Origin of the sequence: Calothrix anomala FACHB-343 (assembly GCF_014696435.1) — a bacterium.
Classification (GTDB): Bacteria; Cyanobacteriota; Cyanobacteriia; order Cyanobacteriales; family Nostocaceae; genus Aulosira; species Aulosira anomala_A.
Genome location: NZ_JACJQG010000002.1, coordinates 32,576 through 55,396, shown reverse-complemented (window position 1 = coordinate 55,396; position 22,821 = coordinate 32,576). Strand labels below are relative to the sequence as shown.

Genomic DNA, 22,821 nt, shown 5'->3' with positions numbered 1-22,821 from the left:
TGAGTAATTAATCAGCCAGCAAAATAGTTATATTAAATTATGAATAAACTTTAGAAAAAATTATGTCATTATTACATAAAAATTTTTCTAATCTAGAGGCAACAATCATTAAAGGGTCTAAAAAAATATCATTGGTGATATCTTCTTGATTTTGATAGTTTTGATTATGAATATATCGGTTAAGTAAATGTATTTCCGTACAACCAGATATCACAGAACTAACATGATATTTATTAATTAAATATTTCAAGAAAATGATGGCAGAATCAAAACTCTGTTTATTAACCTTCATTTGATATATCATATTGTGGATAGCAATTTGATCTTTGTCGTCAGGAAAAATAATATAATCTTCTGCCATTGGCCATAACTCACTGGTTTGAAATACATTTAATTGACGAGTTCCATTAGTACACAGCAACAAATGAGAACTTTGAGAATGCCAAACTTCCAGCAAACAAACATCAACTAAGGAAATTATTTTATCTTTTAGTTTCTGAGGAAAGTAGGGCAATAAATAATGGGATGTGACACAACAAATAATGATTTTAGACACTTGTAAATCATCTAATTTTTGGGTAGATTCTATTAAATTCAATAACAATAAATCATAATCACCTTTCAACAAAAAACTGGTTCTGTCTGGAATGGTGGGATTAGAATTTAAGATTACTCTTGGTGCATCTTGTTCTTTGTTGCCAAAAACATTGTAATCATAAATTGTTTTGACAAATTCTGCTGATGCTAATGGTCCCATACCTCCCAAGATTCCTAACATATCTTCCCTCCAGTTTTACTAAATTGATTTAAAAGATTCTCAAGAAAATAAGAATCTCTGTTATTGTTTAGAATTGAATATTTACTGTTTTAATTCTTCGGAAACTTCTATTTTCCCAGTATCAAAAACTTTAGCCTGATAACGTTTTCGAGAAACTTTGGTGATTTTAGGAACTACAGATGCAGCATTAGTATCTGACTGGAGTTTTTCAATCAGGGTTGCTAGTTGAGCAGGAGTAGGCATTTCAAACAAAGATTTTAGGGTAATTTTTACTTGAAATTCTTGTTGTAGTCGTGAAATAACTTGAGCAGCTAATAAAGAATGTCCTCCTAATTCAAAGAAATTATCATCAATACCTATTTGATCTAATTTTAGAACTTGAGCTAGAATTTCTACAATTTTAACTTCTATGGGTGTGCGGGGTTTTCTGTGTTCATAAATTGGCTCGATGTTGTGATGGTGTTCGGGTAGTAATTGACGATTTACTTTACCTGTAGCAGTTAAAGGTAAATTATCCAACTGCACAAAAGAGAAAGGAACCATGTATTCTGGCAGTTGCTTTTTGAGGAATTGTCGTAACTCTTTATTTGTTACGGTTTGTCCTGTTTTCAAAACTATATAAGCAACAAGACCATACTCACCAGAATCTATTTGTTTAGCAATTACAACACCTTCGCCAACTGCTGGATGTTGGTTTAAAATGGCTTCAATTTCTCCAGGTTGAACCCGAACTCCCCGGATTTTAATTTGATTATCTAAACGTCCTAAAACTTCAATTGATCCATCAGGACGATAGCGACCATTATCGCCTGTGTAATATACCAAATCTTGGGGATCTTGGCGGAATGGATTGAGGACAAAGGGAGAGAGAGTTGGTTGAATATAACCCAAGGTGCGGAAGGGAGTACGCACGACTATTTCCCCAATTTCACCAATTCCACAAAGTTGGTTTTTAGCGTTTAAAATCAAAATTTGAGTGTCAGGTAAAGGCCAACCTCCAGGCATAACTCCCGCCGGAATTTCTGGGGGTACTGGATAGAAGCATTTCACCATTGTGGTTTCGGTAGCACCGTAAAGATTGACAATATTTCCTGCTTCTGGAAAGGTTTGTCGCCATTGTTGAACTAAAGATTGAGTTAACGGTTCTCCTGATAAGAATACCCAACGTAATGAACTCAATGTTACTTTTTCTGGGATGTTTTGCAACCAAGATTGAGCTATGGCTGGTACGGTGTGAAAAACAGAAATTTGCTCTAGATCTAACCAAGTTAAAATTTGCGGTGAACCGGGGATATAGTCTTGATCTGGTAAGCAAAGGGTTGCACCACTGGTTAAGGGGAGAAAAATATCTCTGAGGATGGCATCAAAGGAAAGTCCAATTAGTTGAGCAATGCGATCGCTCTCTTTAATCTCAAAAGTTTGACGTTGCCAATGAATAAAGTGTGCAATACCTTGATGATTCCCTAATACTCCTTTTGGTGTTCCCGTACTACCAGAGGTGAAAAAGATGTAGGCTGGATCTTTAGCTGCAAGAGTTGGTAAGGCTATATCACTACTAACGGTTTCTCCCACAGTTGCAGCAGTATGAGGGTTAATGGCAATAATCTTTAATTCTTTTTCCACAACTTGAGCAACCTGAGTTGCTTCACCAATGCTAATTAAATAACGCGCTTGGGTTTGCTCTAACATCAGGTTTTGGCGTTGTGGTGGCAGGTTAGAATCAATAATTAACAGCACTCCCCCAGCCAGGAAAATCCCCAATACACCTGCAATTAAACCAAAACTACGTTCTCCCCACAATGCCACTACATCTTTTTGTTTTAACCCCCGACTCATCAAAACTTGGGCTATGTTTTCAGCTGCTGTTGCTAATTCCCCATAAGTCCATTTTTTACCATTTTGACGGATGGCTATTTGTTCAGGACTTTTTTTAGCCCAGTTAATAAATGATGTTGTTACCAGTTCATAGTCTGGTTCTGGCAAAGGTAAAGAGGGATCAGGTATTAAAGCCGCAGTTTGAGGAGATAAGAGGGAATAAGATTGAATTGTCTCATCAGGACGTTCTACCACTTGTGTTAATAAAACCACAAATTGCTCTAATAAAGCTTGCATCCTTTCAGCAGTAAACAAACTTTGACGATAAACTAATTCAATATTTAACCCTTCATCAACTTGGCGAATATAAAACGTGAGCCAGAATTTAGAATAGGGTTCAGGTTGGGGTAAACGTTGAAAAGTTAAATCACCCATGTTTAGAACTGCTTCTGGTGTGTTGACAAAGTTGAACAACACATCAAATAGAGGATGACGATTTAATACCCGTTCTGTCCGTAATTCTTCTACTAACTTTTCAAAGGGAATATCTTGATAAGTATAAGCTCCCAATGTTACTTCCCGGACACGCTTTAATAATTGTCGGAAACTGGGATTTTCTGCCAGATTAGTACGTAGGGGTAAGGTATTAATAAAGAACCCGACTAAATCTTCACTACCTAAATGATTACGTCCGGCTATTGGTGAACCAATAATGATATCTTCCTGTCCTGTATGACGGGACAATAATACATTGAATGCCGCAAACAGGGTCATAAACAAAGTTACCCCTTCTTGGTCACTCAATGCTTTCAAAGCTTGAGTTAGTTTTGGTTCAATTGATATATTCTGTTGCGCGCCTCGAGCATCTTGCTTTGCAGATAAGGGATAATCTAAGGGTAAATTCAAAATTGGTAAATTAAGAGCTAACTGATTTTGCCAGTAATTTAATTGGGTTTGTAATACTTCTCCTGTCAACCATTGACGTTGCCAGATGGTAAAATCTGCATATTGAATACTCAAGTCTGGCAGTGGAGAAGGGCGATTTTGGGCAAAGGCTTGATATAAAGTTGACAACTCTCGCACTACAATACTTACTGACCAACCATCAGAAACAATATGGTGCATTGTGATGAATATCACGTAAGATTGAGGGTGAAGCTGTAACAGGGTAGCCCGCATTAAGGGAGGTTGGGACAAATCAAAGGGGGTTTTTGCTTCCTCAATAATGTGTTTTTGTACAATGATTTCTTGTTCTGAGCTAAGTAAATTCTGTAAGTCAATTGTTTGTAAGCTCAGTGTAGCGTCTGGGAAAATCACTTGTACTGCTTTACCATCTTCTGACTTAAAGCCAGTTCTTAGCACTTCATGGCGTTTGACAATTTCCCCTAGTGCTTGTTCTAAGGCTGAAATATTCAGATTACCTTGTAGACGAACTGCGGCAGGCATATTATAGGTAGCATTTGCCCCTTCTAATTGTTCAATAAACCACAGTCGCTCTTGTGACCAACTTAAAGGTAATTCTGTGTCTGAAGTACGGGGTACAGCTGCGATCGCAGGGGCAGTTTTGACTATACCCTGTTGCATTTGCTGATGAATAATTAAGTCAATTCCCGCAACGGTAGGCGATGTAAACAAACTAACTAAAGGCAGGTCAATTTGGAAGGTTTCCCGTAGTCGAGAGATGACCTGAGTAGCTAAGAGGGAATGACCGCCTAATTCAAAGAAGTTATTGTTAATACCTACTGATTCTAACCGCAAAACAGTGGCAAAGATATCTGCGATCGCCTGTTCTGTGGGTGTGCGAGGAGCAATAAAATCTGCCTCTTGACTGAAATCTTCTTCTGGCAGGGGCAACGCTCGACTATCTATTTTACCATTTGCTGTTAAGGGAATATTCTCTAACCCGATCAAACTACTCGGTATCATGTAATCAGGTAGTTTCGCTTGTAAAAACTGACGTAATTCTTGGGAGGAAACACTAACACCCTCTGTTTTTACCGCCACCCAATAAGCTACTAAACGTTTTTCTCCTGTTTGTTCTTGTTCCCATGCCAAAACTACAGCTTGTTGCACACCTGGATGCTGATTTAACACAGATTCTACTTCACCTAATTCCAGGCGATAACCCCGTATTTTTACTTGATTGTCAATTCTGCCCAGGAACTCAATATTACCATCTGGGAGATAGCGGGCTAAATCTCCAGTTTTATAGAGACGCGCACCTGGTTCATTGCTAAAAGGATTGGAAATAAATTTCTCGGTTGTTAATTCTGGTCGATTTAGGTATCCTTGCGCTACACTTGCACCCCCAATATAAAGTTCTCCGGGAACTCCAACGGGGGCGGGTTGCTGATACTGATCCAAAATGTAAACGCAGACATGAGGCAGGGGACGGCCTAAAGGAACAGTAGCAGATGATTTTGGCGAATGCCTATCGTCTACCAGGAAAGTTAAAACCCCTACTGTCGTTTCACTCGGCCCATAGTGATTAAAAATCCGACATTGCGGCGCTAAATTTTGAATTTTCCCCACCAACTCCCAAGTCAGGGTATCTCCTCCTAAAACTAGGGTGTGTCGGGGTAATACTTGTGATGATTTTTCACCTTCTAACAAAGCGTTGAGGTGAGCAGGTACAATCTTCAAACAATCAATTTGATGTTGGCTAAAGTATGTAGCTAAGGCTTGAGGGTCAGTCGCCGTTTCCTGAGTAATGATATGTAATGTTCCACCTGTACACAATGTGGGGAAAATGGCGGTATAACCCAAATCCGCAGCAAAAGTGGATACTGTCGCAAAACTCATACCAGACTGCAAACCTAGACGCTGAGTAATGCTGGTAGTATAAGCACTTAGATGACGATGTTTAATGGCTACTCCCTTGGGCTGACCTGTAGAACCAGAGGTAAAGATAATATAGGCTAGGTCATCGGGTGTTACCTGGGGAAAATTAGGGTCGAGAATTTCTGGTGATTGATTTTGTGGGTTATCATTCCCTTGTTTGTCCAAAAATACCACCGGACAACAAAGGGAAGTGGGTAAATTTGATTTGTAGGATGTTTGAGTTAACAGTGCAGTTGGTTGAATATCCTCTAGCAGTAGCGCTAAACGCTGGGGAGGTGTGTTAGCAGCATCCAGGGGAATATAAACTCCTCCTGCTTTCCAGATTCCCAATATAGCAATTAAACTTTCAAGCGATCGCTCAATGTAAAGAACTATGCGGCCACCTGATGGAATATTTAAGTTACGTAAATGGTTAGCAAGTTGATTTGCTCTTGTGTTTAACTCCTGGTATGTCAACTGCTGATTTGCAAATACCACTGCTAAAGCATCAGGATTTTGACTAACCTGCTTTGAAAAGCGTTGATAAACACATTCTGTTTCTAAAGGTGCTGAGGAATATTGTGTTAACTCAGCATTCCAGTCCATTAATAATTGCTGACGCTCTGACTGGGTTAATAATGGTAAAGTGGCAATCTCTTGATTTGGCTGGGTAATGATTTCCTCTAACAAAGTTTGGAAATGACCTAACCAACGCTCAATGGTAGCATCATTAAACAAATCTGTATTATATTTTGCCTCCAAAATTAGGCGATCGCCCATGTCAATCACTACAAAATGCAAGTCAAAGTGAGTAAAGCTAACAAGCCGTGACATCATTGCCGTGTCTAAATTATTCAACGATACTGTAGGTACAGGCGGTTCTAAGTTAAATGTCACAGATACCAAAGGAGTACGGCTACTATCACTTTTCAGATTGAGTTGCTTTAATAACTGGGCAAAAGGATAATCTTGATGTTCATAAGCTGCCAATAATCTGCTGCGAATTTCCGCCAAATAAGCTGAGAAAGACAGGTCTGCTGGAAAACAACTGCGGATAGGTAATAAATGCGTTGCATATCCCACCATTGTTTCGCTACCAGCAAGAAACCGTCCAGCCGTAGGAATACCTACAACGATTTCTGCTTGTCTACTAAGACGATGCAGCAACACAAAATGGGCAGCCAGCAAAGTCATAAATAATGTACATCCTTGACCCTGACTAAACTGCCGTAACTGCTCCCGCAGCTGGGGTGGAGTGATACGGGTTTGACGGCTGCCATGATAAGTTTTGCGGAGGGGACGAGGCCGATCTGTAGGCAGTTCTAGCACGGGAATAGAATCAGCAAACTGCTCTAACCAAAAGGACTCATGGCTTAACATTTCCGCACTTTGGCTGCGGTTAGTTTGCCAGTGGAGAAATTGCCGAAATTGCAGAGGAGTATTTAATTTAACATCCGCACCATCGCCAAGCGCAGAATAAATCAGAGCAATTTCTTTGAGGATATTTTCTATAGACCAACCATCGGAAATAATGTGGTGAACAGTGATTACTAGAACATGATGCTGTTGTCCTAGTTTCAACACTTCCACTTGAAATAAAGGATCTGTGGTTAGATTTAAGGGCTTTTGACTGCGTTGAATCAACCAATCTTGTAAACATTGCTCCTGTTCATCCTTGGTACTGGAAAGGTCAATCAAGGGAATATCTACTTTGAGAGTTGGTAAAATCTCTTGCCATTCTCCTTGAGGATCAATAACCGTGCGGAGGGCTTCATGTCGTTCCACAACAGTCTGTATACTTTGTTTTAAAATTTCTAAGTGTAAATCACCAAGTAATTCTAAGTTTACGTTGTCATTATAAACAATTGACCCTTCTTCCACAATTTGCGCTAATAGCCACAGTTGCTTTTGAGCTTCACTTAAGGGAATCCTAATAGGGGAAGTGGTTGTTGATGTTGTTTCCGGTTGGGTTAAATAGAGTAGTAAAGGTTTTTGTTCAACCCCCAGAGACTCACAGAACTTAGGCCAATCAATGGGAAATACCCCAACTTGTACAGGAGGTTGATTGAGTAGTTGTTCCAGAGCGTGTAAACCGGCTTTAGGGGCGATCGCTTCCATGCCATAACTACGCCACAGTTTATCAAAATATTCTTGCAAGCGTTGTTGTTGCGCTCCTTCTAATCGAGTAACTTTCCCGATTTCTGTCCAAGAACCCCAATTTATACTCACAGCAGGCAACCCATTAGCTCGACGATAATGAGCTAAGGCATCAATAAAAGCATTAGCCGCCGCATGGTTAGCTTGTCCGGGAGAACCCAATAAAGAAGCAATAGAAGAAAACAGAACAAAATGTTTCAGTGGCAGTTCTTGAGTTAAAACATGAAGATTCCAAGTACCTAAAATCTTAGGAGCAAATACAGCATCAAACCGTTTCCAAGTCTGCTGGAATAACGCCCCATCATCCAACAACCCAGCTAAGTGAAAAATCCCTTGCAGTGGCAACCAGTTGTCTTGATTTTTACCTTGAATTTGTTGTAACAACTCAGATAAATCATTAAATTTAGATATATCTACCTGAGCCACCATCACCTGTATACCCTGTTGCTGTAACTGGGTGATAGTTTTTTGTATTTTAGCAGCAGGAGCAGAGCGACCACACAAAACTAAATGACGCACTCCTCGATCAACCAACCACTGAGCTAACCGAATACCTAAAGCACCCAAACCACCTGTAATTAAATAAGTGCCGTCTAAGTCCAAATTAACAGGGGAATTATCAACACTAGAATTACTCACAGTTTGACGGACTAACCGGGCAACATAGCGTTTTTCTTGGTGTAATAAAACCTGGTCTTCAGCTTGTGATTTTTTCCCCAGTTGCGCTCTAATTTCTAACCATATTTGCTCTGCTTGTGATGTAGTATTAGACCTATCAATATCAATCAGACCACCCCACAATTCTGGATATTCTAGGGCTATAACTCTACCAAAACCCCATAGTGATGCTTGAGCAATGCCTGTTGGTGCGGTATTGTCTGATGCAACCGCTTGTTGTGTAATCAGCCACATTTGCGGACAAGCATTTTTTAACTCTGGTTGCTTGTCTAAAGCTTGGACTAAATGCAATACACCACCGCAAACCGTTTCTTGAGTTTGCTGGAGTAAATCAACTGTCAACTGCTCAGATAATGGACTATTGAGACTCCAAAGATAAATAACTCCACTGAGGGGAAGTTCACCATCTGTAAGTTGATTTTGTAAAATATTTTGTAAAAGTTGGTTAAAAGCTTTTGAGTCCGTAGGATCTATTTCCCAATCCCCATTAGATAAAGAAATACCACTTCCTTGGGGATAAATCAGCGTATAAGTTTGACCATTTAACTGTAATTGTTGTGCTAAAGCTGTTCCCACACCTTGAACATCAGCAAAAATTAACCAATGTCCAGATTTTAAAGATGAGTTTAAAGGAAGATCGCGGGGTTCTTGTTGCCAATCTAAACCATAAAACCAATCATCGGTTTTAACCTGATTCACCCGTTCCTTCAAAGTCTTAACATGGGGTAAGCTGGCTAATACAGCTTCTTCTTCCACCCCAAAATCAATTAAACAAGCAATTTCATCAACCCCAATAGCTAGGAGTTTTTCCACAATTTCCAAACAAGAATCTGCAGTACCAATTAAAGCACTGGTTTGTACATAACGGTCATAAGCTGCGGACAGAATATAATCCTTATCATCCTCACTCATCTTTTCAAAATCGGCCATCTGCAAACCTTGGCTTTTGACTAAAGCTTGAAATAGACCAATAGAAGAGGTGAGATACTGCTGGAATGGTTTACGGGCTGTTTCTCTTACTTGTTGTAAATCCGTACCCATAAAAGTATGTAGTAATACCGTCACCTGTCCAACACTAGGATCAAAACCATGACGTGCTAATGATTCTCGATATATGGCAATATTACGGGCTAAATCTTCTACAGTTTGCCCCATCAGGTTAGTCAAAACCCCGATTCCCAGCGCCCCGGCTCTCATATAGGTATCTGGGTTATTAACAATTGTCACCCAAACAGGTAACTCTTTTTGCTGAGGCATGGGGAAGGTACGGATTTCAGCCATGTTACCAGAACCACTGAGTAGCTGAATTGACTCTCCGCGCCAGAGTTTTTGTACTGTTTCGATGCCCTCAAACATAATTTCTCGACGGTCATCATAAGCTTCTGGGGCAAAGACAAAATCATGGGGATGCCAACCGGAAGCAAAGGAAATTCCTACTCGTCCTTGAGAAATATTATCAATGATTGCCCAATCTTCGGCTACTCGCACAGGATGATGTAGGGGTAAAACTACACTACCAGCCCGCAGTTGTATATTTTTGGTAACTTTAGCTAGAGAAGCACAGAGAATAGAAGGGTTAGGTGAAAAACCACCAAAAGCATGAAAGTGACGCTCAGGTAGCCATACAGAGGTAAAGCCATTTTGGTCTGCGTATTCTACTCCCCCAAACAGAAGACTGTATTTGTCTTTGCTAAAAGCTGCATCGTAACTGCCAAAATAATAAAGACTAAATTGCATTTCTTTATTAGCTGGCACAGTTACCGCAAAATTAGCAGCTTGGTCTTGTATATCGCTTAATGTGGGTTTATATTCACGTCTTTCCCAAAATTCCTGACGTTTGGTATTTTTAATCGTTGTCTGGGGAGAGTTAACAGGATTGTGGTTAGGAATAAACTGTGGTGGTGTGGTGGTAGTTTCTCCTCTTAAAACTGCTAACTGTTCGGACATGAGTTGAGACATAGCTTGTAATTGCTGACTCATGATCCGCTCTAGAGCAGTAGTACCAACTGGTTCTGCTGTGGGAGGAATTTGACTAACCTGTGCAGATTCTACTGCTTTGTTCTCAGTTTGGCGATCTGGTGATTCTGAAGTTACAAGTGGCGATACAGGTTGATTGTCAGTAAAATTATCAGTAAACTTAAATTCTGCTGGTAAATTTTCGGCAATGTAAGTACCTAAAGCATTTAATGTAGATAAGTCTTCAAATAATCTGCGGATAGGAATGCGTACCCCAAAGGTGGTTTCTAACTGCTGTCCTGTTTCCATAAACACGATAGAATCTGCACCCATTTCCACTAATGGGGTATGAATATCTACTGTGTCTGGAGATGTTTGCAGTGCTTCAGCAATCAAAGATTGTAAGAGTTTGATAATTTGTTCTTGTTTGGAAGATGCAGAGGTTTGGGGTTTTGGTTCTGGAGTTGGTTCTGCAATTGTTTCTCTAACTGGTTGTGTAACTGGTTCTGGAAGTTGTCCGTTCATGGGTGCAGATGCAATGGCTTTTTGGGGTGACATATCTGCATTTGGTATTTCTAACCAGTAACGCTGACGTTGAAAAGGATAATTAGGTAAAATCAATCTTTGGCGTGGGTAATCTCGATCAAATCCTGACCAATTCACTTCTGCACCACGCACATATAATTGAGCAAGACTATTTAATAATGTCGCCCAGTTTGATTGTCCTGCTACTAAGGAAGCAAGCCACAACAGGTTATCACCTAACTTACATCTGTGTCCCATTTTAGACAAGACGGGCTTTGCTCCAATTTCTAAAAAGGTTTCATAGCCTTTTTCTACTAATGTTGCTAATCCTGCGGTAAATTTTACGGCTTCTCGGCTATGCTTTCGCCAGTATTTTCCGTTTAAGGGTTGATTGATTGATAATGTTTCTCCTGTTAAGTTGGAAACAATGGGAATGCGGGGAGGATGGATTTCTATTTGATTGGCAATTTGTTCTAACTGCTCTAAAATCGGGTCTACTAGGGGTGAATGAAAGGCGTGAGAGGTGTTCAGGGGGCGGCTTTCAATTGCTTCTGCTTCTAGGGTGGTTTTAATGGCTGCGATCGCCTGATTTTCCCCAGATATGACAATATTTTGCGCTCCATTGTAGGCAGATATTGCTACTTTATTTTGATAAGGAGCAATAATTTCTGTTACCCGTGTTTCCTCTGCAAATACAGCCAACATCGCCCCATTTTGGGGTAATGATTGCATGAGACGACCACGCGCAGCTATTAATTTTAACCCATCTTCTAAACTAAAGACTCCGGCTATACAAGCGGCTACGTATTCTCCCAAACTATGCCCCATGACTGCCGCAGGTTTAATTCCCCAGGAAATCCAGAGTTGAGCTAAGGCATATTCTAAGGCAAATAAGGCAGGTTGAGTATAATTTGTTTGGTCAATGAGGGAAGTTTGAGATTGATTTGTATTTTGGGGGTAAAGAATTTCTAACAGGGGTGTTTCTAACTCTGAACGCAGAATTTGATCGCATTGCTCTAAAATCCGCCGGAACAGGGGTTGACTTTGATAAAGTTCCCGTCCCATATCAATATACTGAGAACCTTGACCGGTAAAGAGAAAAGCAATTTTAGGAACACCACTATTAATAGCAAGTTGTCCCTGAAATACTCCGGTAATGCTAGAGTTTTCTTGAGTATTCTGCTCTGGTGATAGACTAATGGTTAAATTTTGCAGTTTTGCGGCTAATTCTTGAGGTTCAGCCACAAGTAAAGCTAAACGATGCTTAAAGTGAGCGCGACCTGTGTTAGCACTATAGCAAATATCAGCTATTTTTAAATTTGTTATTTTTAAATCTGTATTTTGTTCAACCCAATTTTGATAAAGGTTGACTAAATCTTTTAATGCTGGTTCTGTCTTCGTAGAAAGAGTTAATAAATGGAGCGATCGCTCTAATGAACCAGAATTTTCCGGTTTTAATGGTGCTGGTGCTTCTGCTAAAACAATATGAGCGTTAGTTCCTGTAGCCCCAAATGAGTTTACCACACCGATGCGGCTACCAGACTGTACAAGCCAGGGTGTAACTTGGGTGGGAACAACTAAAGGAAAATCTTCCCAGTTAAAGTGATTTGTGGGATTTTTTAAATGTAAATGGGGGGCAATCTGTTGATGTTGTAATTGTAGAATAACTTTAATTACTCCTGCTACCCCGGCCGCCGTTTCTACGTGACTAATATTAGTTTTTGCCGAACCGACAAATAAGGGGTTATCCTGAGAGCGATGAGAACCATAGATTTTTGCTAATGAACGCAGTTCTATGGGATCTCCTAAAGGTGTTCCTGTACCATGAGCTTCTACATAAGTTACTTCCGCAGGTTCTATTTGCGCCATTTTCAAGGCTTGACGCATGACTTGTTGTTGAGAAGCACCATTAGGTACTGTCAACCCACTACTAGGGCCGTCCTGATTAACTGCTGAACCGCGAATTACAGCTAAAATATTGTCACCATCAGCTTGTGCATCTGACAGACGTTTAAGAACTAATATTCCGCAGCCTTCGCCGCGTCCAATACCATCAGCAGTAGCATCAAAGGTTTTACAACGACCATCAGGGGATAGCATACCAGCTTTGGCGGTGGCGATCATACTATCAGGAAGTAAGATTAAATTTACTCCTCCTGCGATCGCCATTTGACATTCTTGTTGTCTGAGACTTTGACAAGCTTGATGAATGGCTACTAAGGAAGATGAACAAGCGGTATCAATGGCCATACAAGGACCTGTAAAGCCAAAAGTATAGGAAATCCGTCCTGCTGCTGCATAGGAAGGTGAACCTGTGACTCCGTAAGCTTGTTGACTGACATCGGATCTGGCTTGTTTGGCGATCAAACCATAGTCATTTAGGGTAATACCGACAAAAACTCCTGTCGGACTGCCTTGGTTACGCTGGGGGATACATCCAGCATTTTCTAATGCTTCCCAAGTTACTTCTAATAGTAAGCGGTGTTGGGGGTCTATATTAACGGCTTCTCTGGCAGAAATCCCAAAAAAATGGGGGTCAAATTGATCTACGTCTGATAAAAATCCCCCGGATTTTGTATAAATTTTACCTGGAATCTGCGGATTTTCATCATAGTAATCTGCTATGTTCCAGCGATTTGCCGGAACTTCTGTTACCGCATCAATACCTGAGTATAAAATTTTCCAAAACTCTTGAGGATTCTCAGCACCTCCCGGAAAACGGCAGGACATACCAATAATGGCAATTGGTTCTGTTTTAGCAGACTCTAATCGCTTAATCTTCGCTTCCAATTTTTCAATCAGCAAAACTGAACGCTGTAAAGAGGACAGATTTTGCACGTTATTTGACCCCCCACTCATTAGTCGTCCTCCAAAGCTCTTGCTAATTTTTGATTAATTAAATCTTCTAATGTTTGTTCAGATAATTGTTCGATGGTTTGGGAAAGTTCGGCTTCTAAACTTAGTTCTTGTGATTTTGATTTGTTGTCATCATCCTCTGCTGAAAGTTGCCATTTGAAGACTTCGGTAATAATGTAATCTGCCAAACTAATAACATTCGGTCGCTCAAAAATCAATACTGTTGGTAAAGAAGAACCTAAACTGTTTTCCAGCTTATTCTTGAAAGAAACAGCTAGTAAAGAATCCATCCCTAAATCAAAGAAGCCGACCTCTGGATTAAACAATGGCTGATTAGGAGAATAACCCAAAATTTGTGCTATCTCTTGTTGTAAATAAGTTACTACTTGGTTATAGCGTTCACTTTCTGGTAAGGATTCTAATTGTTGCCAGAAAATATCACGTTGGCCAGATTTTGCAGTAGAGTGGGGAGGATGGGCTTCTATTTCTGCTAATAGCAGCTTGCCCGTGCTTCCTTCATAAAGGGGTTTGAATATTGACCAGTCCATATCGGCAATGACAATATTAGCCACACCCTCTGATGAGAAAAAGCCTCCAGCTACGTCCAAAAATTCAGTCGGATAGGTTAAATTTAAACCAATTTGGGTAGTGTATTTTTCGCCTTCTGGTGAAGCTAAAGCCATTCCTCCACCTGCTAAAGCACCAACATTGACGGTTAAGGCTGGTAAACCTATACTCTGACGATAGTGAGCAAAAATATCTAGGAAGTAGTTAGCGGCTGCATAATGTCCTAGTCCTTGAGATCCAAACACTGGGGACATGGAAGAGGTACTGAAGAAGAAGTCCAGGTTTAATTTTAGGGTGAGTTGGTGTAAGTTCCATGTGCCAAAAACTTTAGGACGCAACATGGCCTGTAAATCGTCGGTGGTGATATCTGATAATAGGCTTTGTTGGCTGAAACCTGCGATGTGGAAAATTCCTTTTAGGGGTGGACAGTGGGATTTAATGGTGGCGATCGCCTCTGTCATAGCCACTGGATCAGCTACATCCCCTTGCAGAACCAGAACTTGAACTCCTGTTTTTTCTAATGTGTTAATTATTTCCTGTGCTTGACTAGATGGGTTTTTGCGTCCGATTAAAACTAGGTGTTTTGCTCCTTTTTGGGCTAACCATTGGGCGCTTTGTAGTCCAAAATGTCCAAATCCCCCGGTAATCAAATATGTAGCATCGGGTTGGATGGTTGGGGATGAAGTTGGTGTTTTTTGACTGCGCACTAAGCGGAGAATATGGCGTTTTCCTTGACGTAAAACTATTTGATCTTCTTGAATATCTGCTTGTAATATTTGCAGTAATTGTTTAGCGGATGTTTCTGGTGTAGATTCTCCGTCTAAATCTACTAATCCTCCCCACAGTTTGGGATGTTCTGTGGCTATAACTCTTCCTAAACCCCAAATTGGAGCTTGAAAAGGAGAACGGGGGGTGGTTTCTGCTCCGACTTTTTGCACATCTTGAGTTACAACCCACAAGGGGGAATTGTTGTCAGCTTTGATAATTGCTTGAGTTAAGTGTAATAGACTTGTGACAGTGAGATTTTGATCCTGTTGTAGAGATGCTAAAGTTGTTTCTTGAGTAGGGGTAACATCCAAACTCCACAGATGCACAATCCCACGACAAGGGGGAACTCCTGGGGCTAGGATGTCACTAATTAGTTTTTGGATCTGGGTTTGATTTCCAGGTGTAATGACTATTTGATTTTGGGTGTGGTTTGGGGTTTGATTTTGGGAGTTTTCACTATGTTGGATTAGCCAACAAGTATCACCTTGGGCTTCTAATAACTCTACTAGATTTTGACTGACACCAGAGCGATCGCCAAAAATTAACCATAAACCCGGCTCTGTTGTCCTTGATACTGCTTCTTTTTCTGGTTGGGGTTGCCATTGTAATTCATACAACCAATTTGCCCCTTTTTGTTGCTGACTGGTAGACTTACTGGAACTGGTGCTTTGCATCTGCAACCCAGTGACTTTAACTACCAATTTACCGTTGTGATTGAAGATGTAAATATCTCCCTCAATTTCATTATGAGCAGCTATACCCTCACTAACTCGATGTTGTCGCAGTACCGCATGACTCCAAACTTCTGTGCCTAAAGATTCATAAATTTGAAAACTCTTGATCCCTGTAGGTAAATACAAGGACATTTCCGGGGTATTAGTCTGTGTATCGGTGGTTGTTCCCCCAGATAAAGTTTTACCTAATAATGTAGCTCCTAATACTTGGTGACAAGCATCTAATACTGCTGCTCGGACTTGAAAACTATTACCAAAGTTAACAGCATGAGATAACTTTACTTCGGCTAATGCTTCACTTTCACCTAACCATAAATTTTGGATACCTTGATAAGTTTCCTGTAGCTGTAAACCGTTTTCTTGTAATAATTGATAAAATTCGCGGGCGTTTCTTTGGTCTTGACAGCGTGACCGGATGGTTTCTAATGATTCTTGGGGGGTTGGTGTGGAAACTACAAGGGATTTTTGAGAACTATTTTTCAGGGTAGTGGGAAAAGCTGAACGTTGGGGAATACCCGTAGTTTGAGTATGATGATTGTAATTTTCTCGCAGTAGATTCAGGTCTGGTAAATGTTGGATAATTAATTCTTTACTTAAACCAAAATCTAATAAACAAGCTACTTCATCAACTCCAATGCCGTCTAGTTGTTTTAGTAAATTTTGGCAAGTTTCCGGAGTACCGATTAAGCCTCTAGAAGTAGCAAAGCGGTCATATAAAAAGTTAACAAATTCGTTTAAGTCTCGCTCAGGTAATTTAGTAATATCAACATTATGCCCCCGACTTTGAGCTAGTCCTTTGAGCAGTCCAATGTTAGCTTTGAGATAATTACAGTAAGGGATTCTGGCTTGTTCTCGTACTTGTTTAAAGTCTTGACCGACAAAGGTATGTAACATCAGTGAAACTATACCCGCTTCTGGATCATGACCATGCCTAGCTCTAGCTTGACGATAGAGAGATATTTTCTCTGCTAAAGTTTCTACTTCTTGATCCAGTAGGTGTGTTAATAAGTTTGCCCCGATTTCTCCGGCTTTGATGTATGTTTGAGGATTACCTGCTGCGGTGATCCAAATGGGAAGTTGAGGCTGTATGGGGGTAGGATAAATACGAATTTCTGCTGGTTGTCCCTTACCGTCGGTAATTTTCAGAGATTCCCCTTGCCAGAGTTTTTGTAGTATTTCTAAATTGGTAAAAACGGTTTGCTGGCGATCGCTATATTTTTGGGGACAAGTAGCAAAATCACTGGGATTCCAACCAGATGCGAAGGATATTCCCACCCTACCATTTGACAAATTATCTACTAAAGCCCATGCTTCGGCTATTTCTAGGGGATGATGCAAAGGCATCACCACACTACCTGCTTGCAAGCGAATTTGTTGAGTTTCCCTGGCTAGTGCCGCATTTAACACCGCCGGATTAGGGTAGAGGCTACCAAATTGAGTATAATGTCGTTCTGGTGTCCAAATACTAGAAAAGCCATGTTGATCGGCAAATCTAGCACTTTCAATTACCAGACTATATTTATCACCCACTAAAGCATCTTCGCTACTAGCAAAGAACATCAAACCAAATTTCATACTTCTGTTAACCTCCGTAAATCTTCTATTTGTTCTGGATGGGTTGCTGAAGATGAAACTTGTGCATCTGCGTATAAAGTCCACTCTGATGCAGAGGAAGACTTACTCAGCCGACAGCTATACACCTGAAGCAACATTTTACTATCTGATAATGGCGAGAGAATCACCTGTATTTTTTGTTCCTCTTGTGTGGACAAGAATAGAGGATAGTACAGTTTTAAATTACTAATGTTATTCCAGGGTTGATTAAAAGCTTCCTGAGTAGCTTCAAAAGCTATTTGCAAATATCCTGTATGGGGCATAATCACGGTATCCCAGACTTGATGGTCTTTTAACCAAGAAAGGTATAACTCATCTACTGGTGTTTCCCAAATGTAAGTATGGGGTAGGACGGCTAAATCAGTCAAACGATAACCTAAAATTGGATGCCGTTTTTTACCTTGATAGGATAAGTAATTGCTGGATTGATTTTTTACTTCTGAATTACTATTAATCCAGTAGCGTTCTCTTTGAAATGGATAGGTAGGTAAGAAAATTTTTCGACAGTTGGGGTTAACTTTGTGAAACTCCTGCCAATTAATTGGCACACCATTTGTATATAATGTGGCTAGGCTTGTTAGTAATTGTAGTGAGTCTGGCAGTTTGGGATATAAACTTGGTAGGGTTAAATGCTCTGTTTCGGGAATCTGTTGACGTGCCATTCCTAACAATACTGGCTGAGAGCCAATTTCTAACCAAATTTTATAACCCAGTTGATGTAATGTGTAGACAATATCAGCAAATTTCACTGGTTGGGTGACATGATTTACCCAGTATTGTCCAGTTGCTATTTCTGCTGTGGCTGGTTTTCCTGTGAGGTTGGAAATTAAGGGAATTTGCGGTTGATGGTATGTAATTTTTGCTGCTACTTGGGCGAACTCTGCCAACATTGGCTGCATCAAAGGGGAGTGAAAAGCGTGGGATACTTGTAAAGGTTTGGTTTTGATTCCCTGTTGTGTTAATTGTTGACAAACATCTTTGATGGCTGCGGTTGTACCGGAAATTACTAAGCTGTTAGGTGTGTTGTAGGCAGCAATAGCTATTTCATTTTTGTAGTTGTCAATAATTGCTTGTACTTGTGCGGCTGATGCCATAACTGCTACCATTTCCCCACCTGGTAACTGTTGCATTAACCGTCCCCGTTGTGTAATCAGTTTGAGTCCGTCTTCTAAGCTAAAAATGCCAGCTATACAAGCAGCAACGTATTCACCAACACTATGCCCTATGACTATATCTGGTTGCACTCCCCAAGATTGCCAAAGTTGAGCTAGGGCATATTCTAGGGCAAATAAGGCAGGTTGGGTATAGGCTGTTTGATGAATCAGGGGATTTTCAGTTGTGTCTGCATACAAGATTTCCAATAAGGGATAATCTAGCTGTGAACTGAGAATTTGAGCGCATTGGTCTAAGCACTGGCGGAAAACTGGTTGAGTTTGGTATAGTTCTTTGCCCATCCCCACATATTGCGAACCTTGTCCGGTGAAGAGAAAGGCAATTTTTGGGCGTTTTTTGCTCGTCAGTTGACCGCTAATTACTTCTTTTGCTGGTGTTTGTTGAATGAATGAGTTTAATTGTTGTTGTAAATGCTGATGTGATTGGGTGATAATTGCTAATCGGTGGTCAAAGTGCGATCGCCCTGTGTTGGCGGTAAAACATACATCGGCAATAGAGGCTGAGGGATGCTGAGTTAAAAAATTTTCATACTTTTGGGCTAAATCTCGCAAAGCTGCTTGAGTTTTAGCTGAGAGTGTCAACAGATGCCGTTGTGAATCTTGATGATTTTCAATTTTAATTTGATTTGCTGCTTCGACAATTAGATGTACATTTGTGCCACTCATGCCAAAACAGCTAACTCCCGCTAAATGTGGGCTATCTTGTGCTGATAAAGCAGTTAACTGAGTAGGAATAGCGATCGCTAATTTATCCCAAGGTATATAAGGATTAGGATTTTGAAAGTGTAAATGGGGTGGAATTTGTTTGTTTTGCAAACATAAAACCACTTTAATTAAACTGGCTATACCCGCAGCTGCTTCCAAGTGACCAAAGTTAGTTTTGAGTGAACCAATCATTAATGGTTCTTGTTTGGAGCGATTTTGACACAAAACTTGTCCTAATGCCAAAACTTCTATCGGATCTCCCAAAGGTGTACCCGTCCCATGTGCCTCTACATATTGAATTTGTTCTGGTTTCACCCTAGCATTAGCTAAAGCTTGCTTAATTACAGCCTCTTGAGCAGCACCATTAGGAGCAGTTAATCCATTACTTTTACCATCATGATTAGCCGCAGACCCGCGAATTAAAGCTAGAATGTTGTCGCCATCAGCTATAGCATCAGATAATCGTTTAAGTACGACTATGCCACCACCTTCTCCTCTAGCATAACCATCAGCCGCAGCATCAAAAGTTTTACAACGTCCATCAACTGATAAAGCCCGAAGTTTACAGCCTAAAATAGTATTAATGGGAGAAAGCATTAAATTTACACCACCTGCTAAAGCCAGATTACACTCGCCGGAACGCAAGCTTTGACAGGCTAAATGAATACCTAAGAGGGAAGATGAACAAGATGTATCTAATTGCAGCGTCAAGCCTTGTAAATCTAGGATATGTGCCAAACGACCCACAGCAATACTGCGAGCATTACCTAAACCTCTATAAGCATCTAAACTATTTAAATCATCAAAATTTAAACTCAGTTGAGAATAATCATCTGAACTCATGCCCACAAATAAACCTGTTTGAGTACCTTTGAGCCGTTCTGGTGCTATGGCAGCGTTTTCTAAAGCTTCCCAGGTAATTTCTAACAGTAGTCGGTGTTGTGGGTCCATATCCATTGCTTCACGGGGAGCAATGCCAAAAAATTGGGGATCAAACTGATCCACCTGCTCCAAAAATCCACCATAACGGGTGTATATTTTCCCAGAAGTATCAGGATTGGGATCATAGTAGTGGTGAACATCCCAGCGATTTTGGGGAATTTCTGTAATAGCATCTACACCATGATGTAATAATTGCCAAAATGTTTCTTGGTCTTTAACACCACCTGGAAAACGAAACCCCATACCAATAATAGCTATCGGTTCAGTCTTTTGACGTTCCGTATTTTCAATTTGAGTACGAGCTTGTTTGAGGGCATTAAGTAACCGTTGTAATGAATCTGATTGTTCTTGATTAGATGCGGAAATATTGTTCATTTATCTTTTTCCAATAATTTTTCTAAGGCTGATATTTCTTGATTAATTAATGCCTCAATTCCTATTTGAGAATTGTGATTTATTGCGGATAAATTTTCCTGTTGAGGCTGGGATTGTGTTTTGGCACAAGAGGGTTTTGTGAATTGTAATTCAGTAATTAAATATTTTCCTAAAGATTCGATAGTAGAGAACTTCCAAAGTATAGTTGCCTCTATAGGAATTTCTAACCAATCTCCTAATGCTTGAGAAAATTCTACAGCCATAACTGAATCTATGCCAAAATCCGCAAAAGATTGACTTGGATCTATTTGATGAGGGTCTATTTTTAATTTCTGAGCTAACCATGTTTCAATCCAACTCAAAATAGAATCCAGATTGTATTTAGAACTACTATGTATAGGCTGTAATGTCAAATCAGATTGAGAGTTTTCTAAAGTATGAACAGAGTTTGATTCAGATGTGGTTAATAATGCTGAGTTTTCTAATAACTCATCTTCTAATTTCCACAAACCTACAACAATCAAAGTATTATTTAAGAACGAATTTCGACAAGCTTGGCGCTGAATTTTACCACTAGATGTTTTGAGGATACTTCCTGTTTTCAATAAAACCACAGCGTATAATTGTAGATCGTGTTCCTGGGATACGGCTCTGCGAATGGCTGTTGCTACTTCATTAATATCGAGTTTTCGCAGATAATTTCGCTCTACTTCTTGAGCAATAACTAGCCTTTCTTCACCCTTAATTTCTACACTAAAAGCTGCACTGCTACCGAGCTTGAGTGCTGGATGACTTTTCTCTACCGTGAGTTCAATATCTTGAGGATAATGATTACGACCCCGGATGATAATTACATCTTTGATGCGTCCTGTAACAAACAATTCTCCATCATGCAAAAATCCCAAGTCACCAGTACGGAGAAATGGACCTTCTTGAGTATCTGCTATATAGGCGTTAAAAATTTTTTCTGTCTGTTCAGTCCGATGCCAATAACCTTGAGCAACATTGGGTCCTGCTACCCAAATTTCACCTACTTGGTTATCTAAACAAGTAACAAATGTTTCTGGGTTAACAATTCGTATAGTTTCCTCATCCCAAGAGTGACCGCACCCTACTACTAATTGTGTTGTTTGTTCTCCCTGATGATCTTGAGTAATTAGTGCTTCTCCTCGTCTCAAAGCATCTCGATCTAATGAATAAACAACTGGCACATCCTCCTTTTCTCCTCCTGATACTAACAGGGTAGTTTCTGCCATACCATAACAAGGATAGAAGGCCGTTCTCCGAAACCCACAGGGTGCAAACGCTTCTGTAAATGCCTTTAAAGTCTCTGCTCTAATGGGTTCTGCTCCATTAAAGGCTAATTCCCAACTACTCAGATCTAAGCTTAAACGCTGCTCTGGGGTAACTTTGCGTACACATAATTCATAAGCAAAATTAGGTCCACCACTAGTAGTAGCTTTATAATCAGAAATAGCTTTCAACCAACAATAAGGTTGTTGTAGAAAGTCTACTGGAGACATCAAAATTGAGGTAATACCTAAAAACAATGGTTGTAATACATTACCTACTAAACCCATATCATGGTAAAGGGGTAGCCAACCCACAAAAAGAGTTTCCTTACTATGTCCAAAAGCTTTCTGAATCATTTTTTCATTATGAATCAAGTTACTATGGCTGACCATAACAGCTTTTGGATCTCCAGTTGAACCAGAGGTATACTGCAAAAACGCTATAGATTCGGTTTTTACTAGGGGTATAGGTTCTTGTACATCATAGACATTATTTACCTCTAGGTTATCTACCACTAGCCATTGCAAAGCTTTTATATCTGATATATCTAGTGTATCTACACCCAAAACCTGTAAGTTATTTAACAAAAGCTCGCTAGTTAAACCAATACGCGCTCCTGAATCTGCTACTATAGATTTGATTCGTTTTAAACTCTGATTACGTCTGGGTGGATTAGCTGGTACTGCAATCATCCCTGCATACAGACATCCAAAGAAAGCTTTGATAAATGCTAATCCAGGTGGGAAAACCAATAGCACAGGTAAATTACTGTCCGTGTTGTGCCTCAGCAAAATATTAGCTATGTTTCGGGCTGCTTGATCTAATTCTTTGTAGGTTAATCTTGTTTCTTCAGGCAACCTATCATTAATAGAATGTTTAAGAAAAATAAATGCTTCCTTATCGGGTTGTTGTATAGCATATTGCCTTAAAACATCTACTATCGTGGTAGATTTTGTGAGAACTGGAAAGTATGGTGAAAACAGGTTTTGCATAAGTGTGGGAAAAATTGAATGATTTTTTGTTATCCTAAATACTTTTTTTCTGTGATAGGACTTACGCACAAACT

5 protein-coding genes are annotated in these 22,821 nt (G+C 40.0%); all 5 read right to left on the bottom strand.

Features of this window, described 5'->3' with window-relative positions; genetic code table 11:
* Positions 1-37 precede the first annotated feature (37 nt).
* The 5 genes from H6G08_RS01145 to H6G08_RS01125 all read right to left on the bottom strand — a co-directional run bounded on the left by H6G08_RS01145 (position 38) and on the right by H6G08_RS01125 (position 22,747).
* Positions 38-778 carry an aspartate/glutamate racemase family protein gene (locus H6G08_RS01145; RefSeq protein WP_190538472.1) on the bottom strand — a complete coding sequence of 247 codons (741 nt, stop codon included), beginning with the start codon at positions 776-778 and terminating at the stop codon, positions 38-40.
* Positions 779-859: 81 nt separating this feature from the next.
* Positions 860-13,588, bottom strand: a complete 12,729-nt coding sequence (locus H6G08_RS01140; protein ID WP_190538471.1) for a non-ribosomal peptide synthetase/type I polyketide synthase — start codon at positions 13,586-13,588, stop codon at positions 860-862.
* Positions 13,588-17,229, bottom strand: coding sequence for a type I polyketide synthase (locus tag H6G08_RS01135; protein WP_190538470.1), 3,642 nt, complete (start codon positions 17,227-17,229; stop codon positions 13,588-13,590). The genes H6G08_RS01140 and H6G08_RS01135 overlap by 1 nt, the downstream gene beginning before the upstream one ends.
* Complete coding sequence (locus tag H6G08_RS01130; protein ID WP_190538469.1) at positions 17,226-20,462, bottom strand: type I polyketide synthase; 3,237 nt, start codon at positions 20,460-20,462, stop codon at positions 17,226-17,228. The genes H6G08_RS01135 and H6G08_RS01130 overlap by 4 nt, the downstream gene beginning before the upstream one ends.
* Positions 20,459-22,747: an AMP-binding protein gene (locus tag H6G08_RS01125; RefSeq protein WP_190538468.1), complete on the bottom strand. Its 2,289-nt coding sequence runs from the start codon at positions 22,745-22,747 to the stop codon at positions 20,459-20,461. Before H6G08_RS01125 ends, H6G08_RS01130 begins: the two co-directional genes overlap by 4 nt.
* Positions 22,748-22,821 lie beyond the last annotated feature (74 nt).

Coding starts and splice junctions, on each gene's coding strand:
- H6G08_RS01140 (WP_190538471.1), bottom strand. CDS start 13,588: ATGAGTGGGGGGTCAAATAACGTGCAAAATCTGTCCTCTTTACAGCGT.
- H6G08_RS01130 (WP_190538469.1), bottom strand. CDS start 20,462: ATGAACAATATTTCCGCATCTAATCAAGAACAATCAGATTCATTACAA.
- H6G08_RS01135 (WP_190538470.1), bottom strand. CDS start 17,229: ATGAAATTTGGTTTGATGTTCTTTGCTAGTAGCGAAGATGCTTTAGTG.
- H6G08_RS01145 (WP_190538472.1), bottom strand. CDS start 778: ATGTTAGGAATCTTGGGAGGTATGGGACCATTAGCATCAGCAGAATTT.
- H6G08_RS01125 (WP_190538468.1), bottom strand. CDS start 22,747: ATGCAAAACCTGTTTTCACCATACTTTCCAGTTCTCACAAAATCTACC.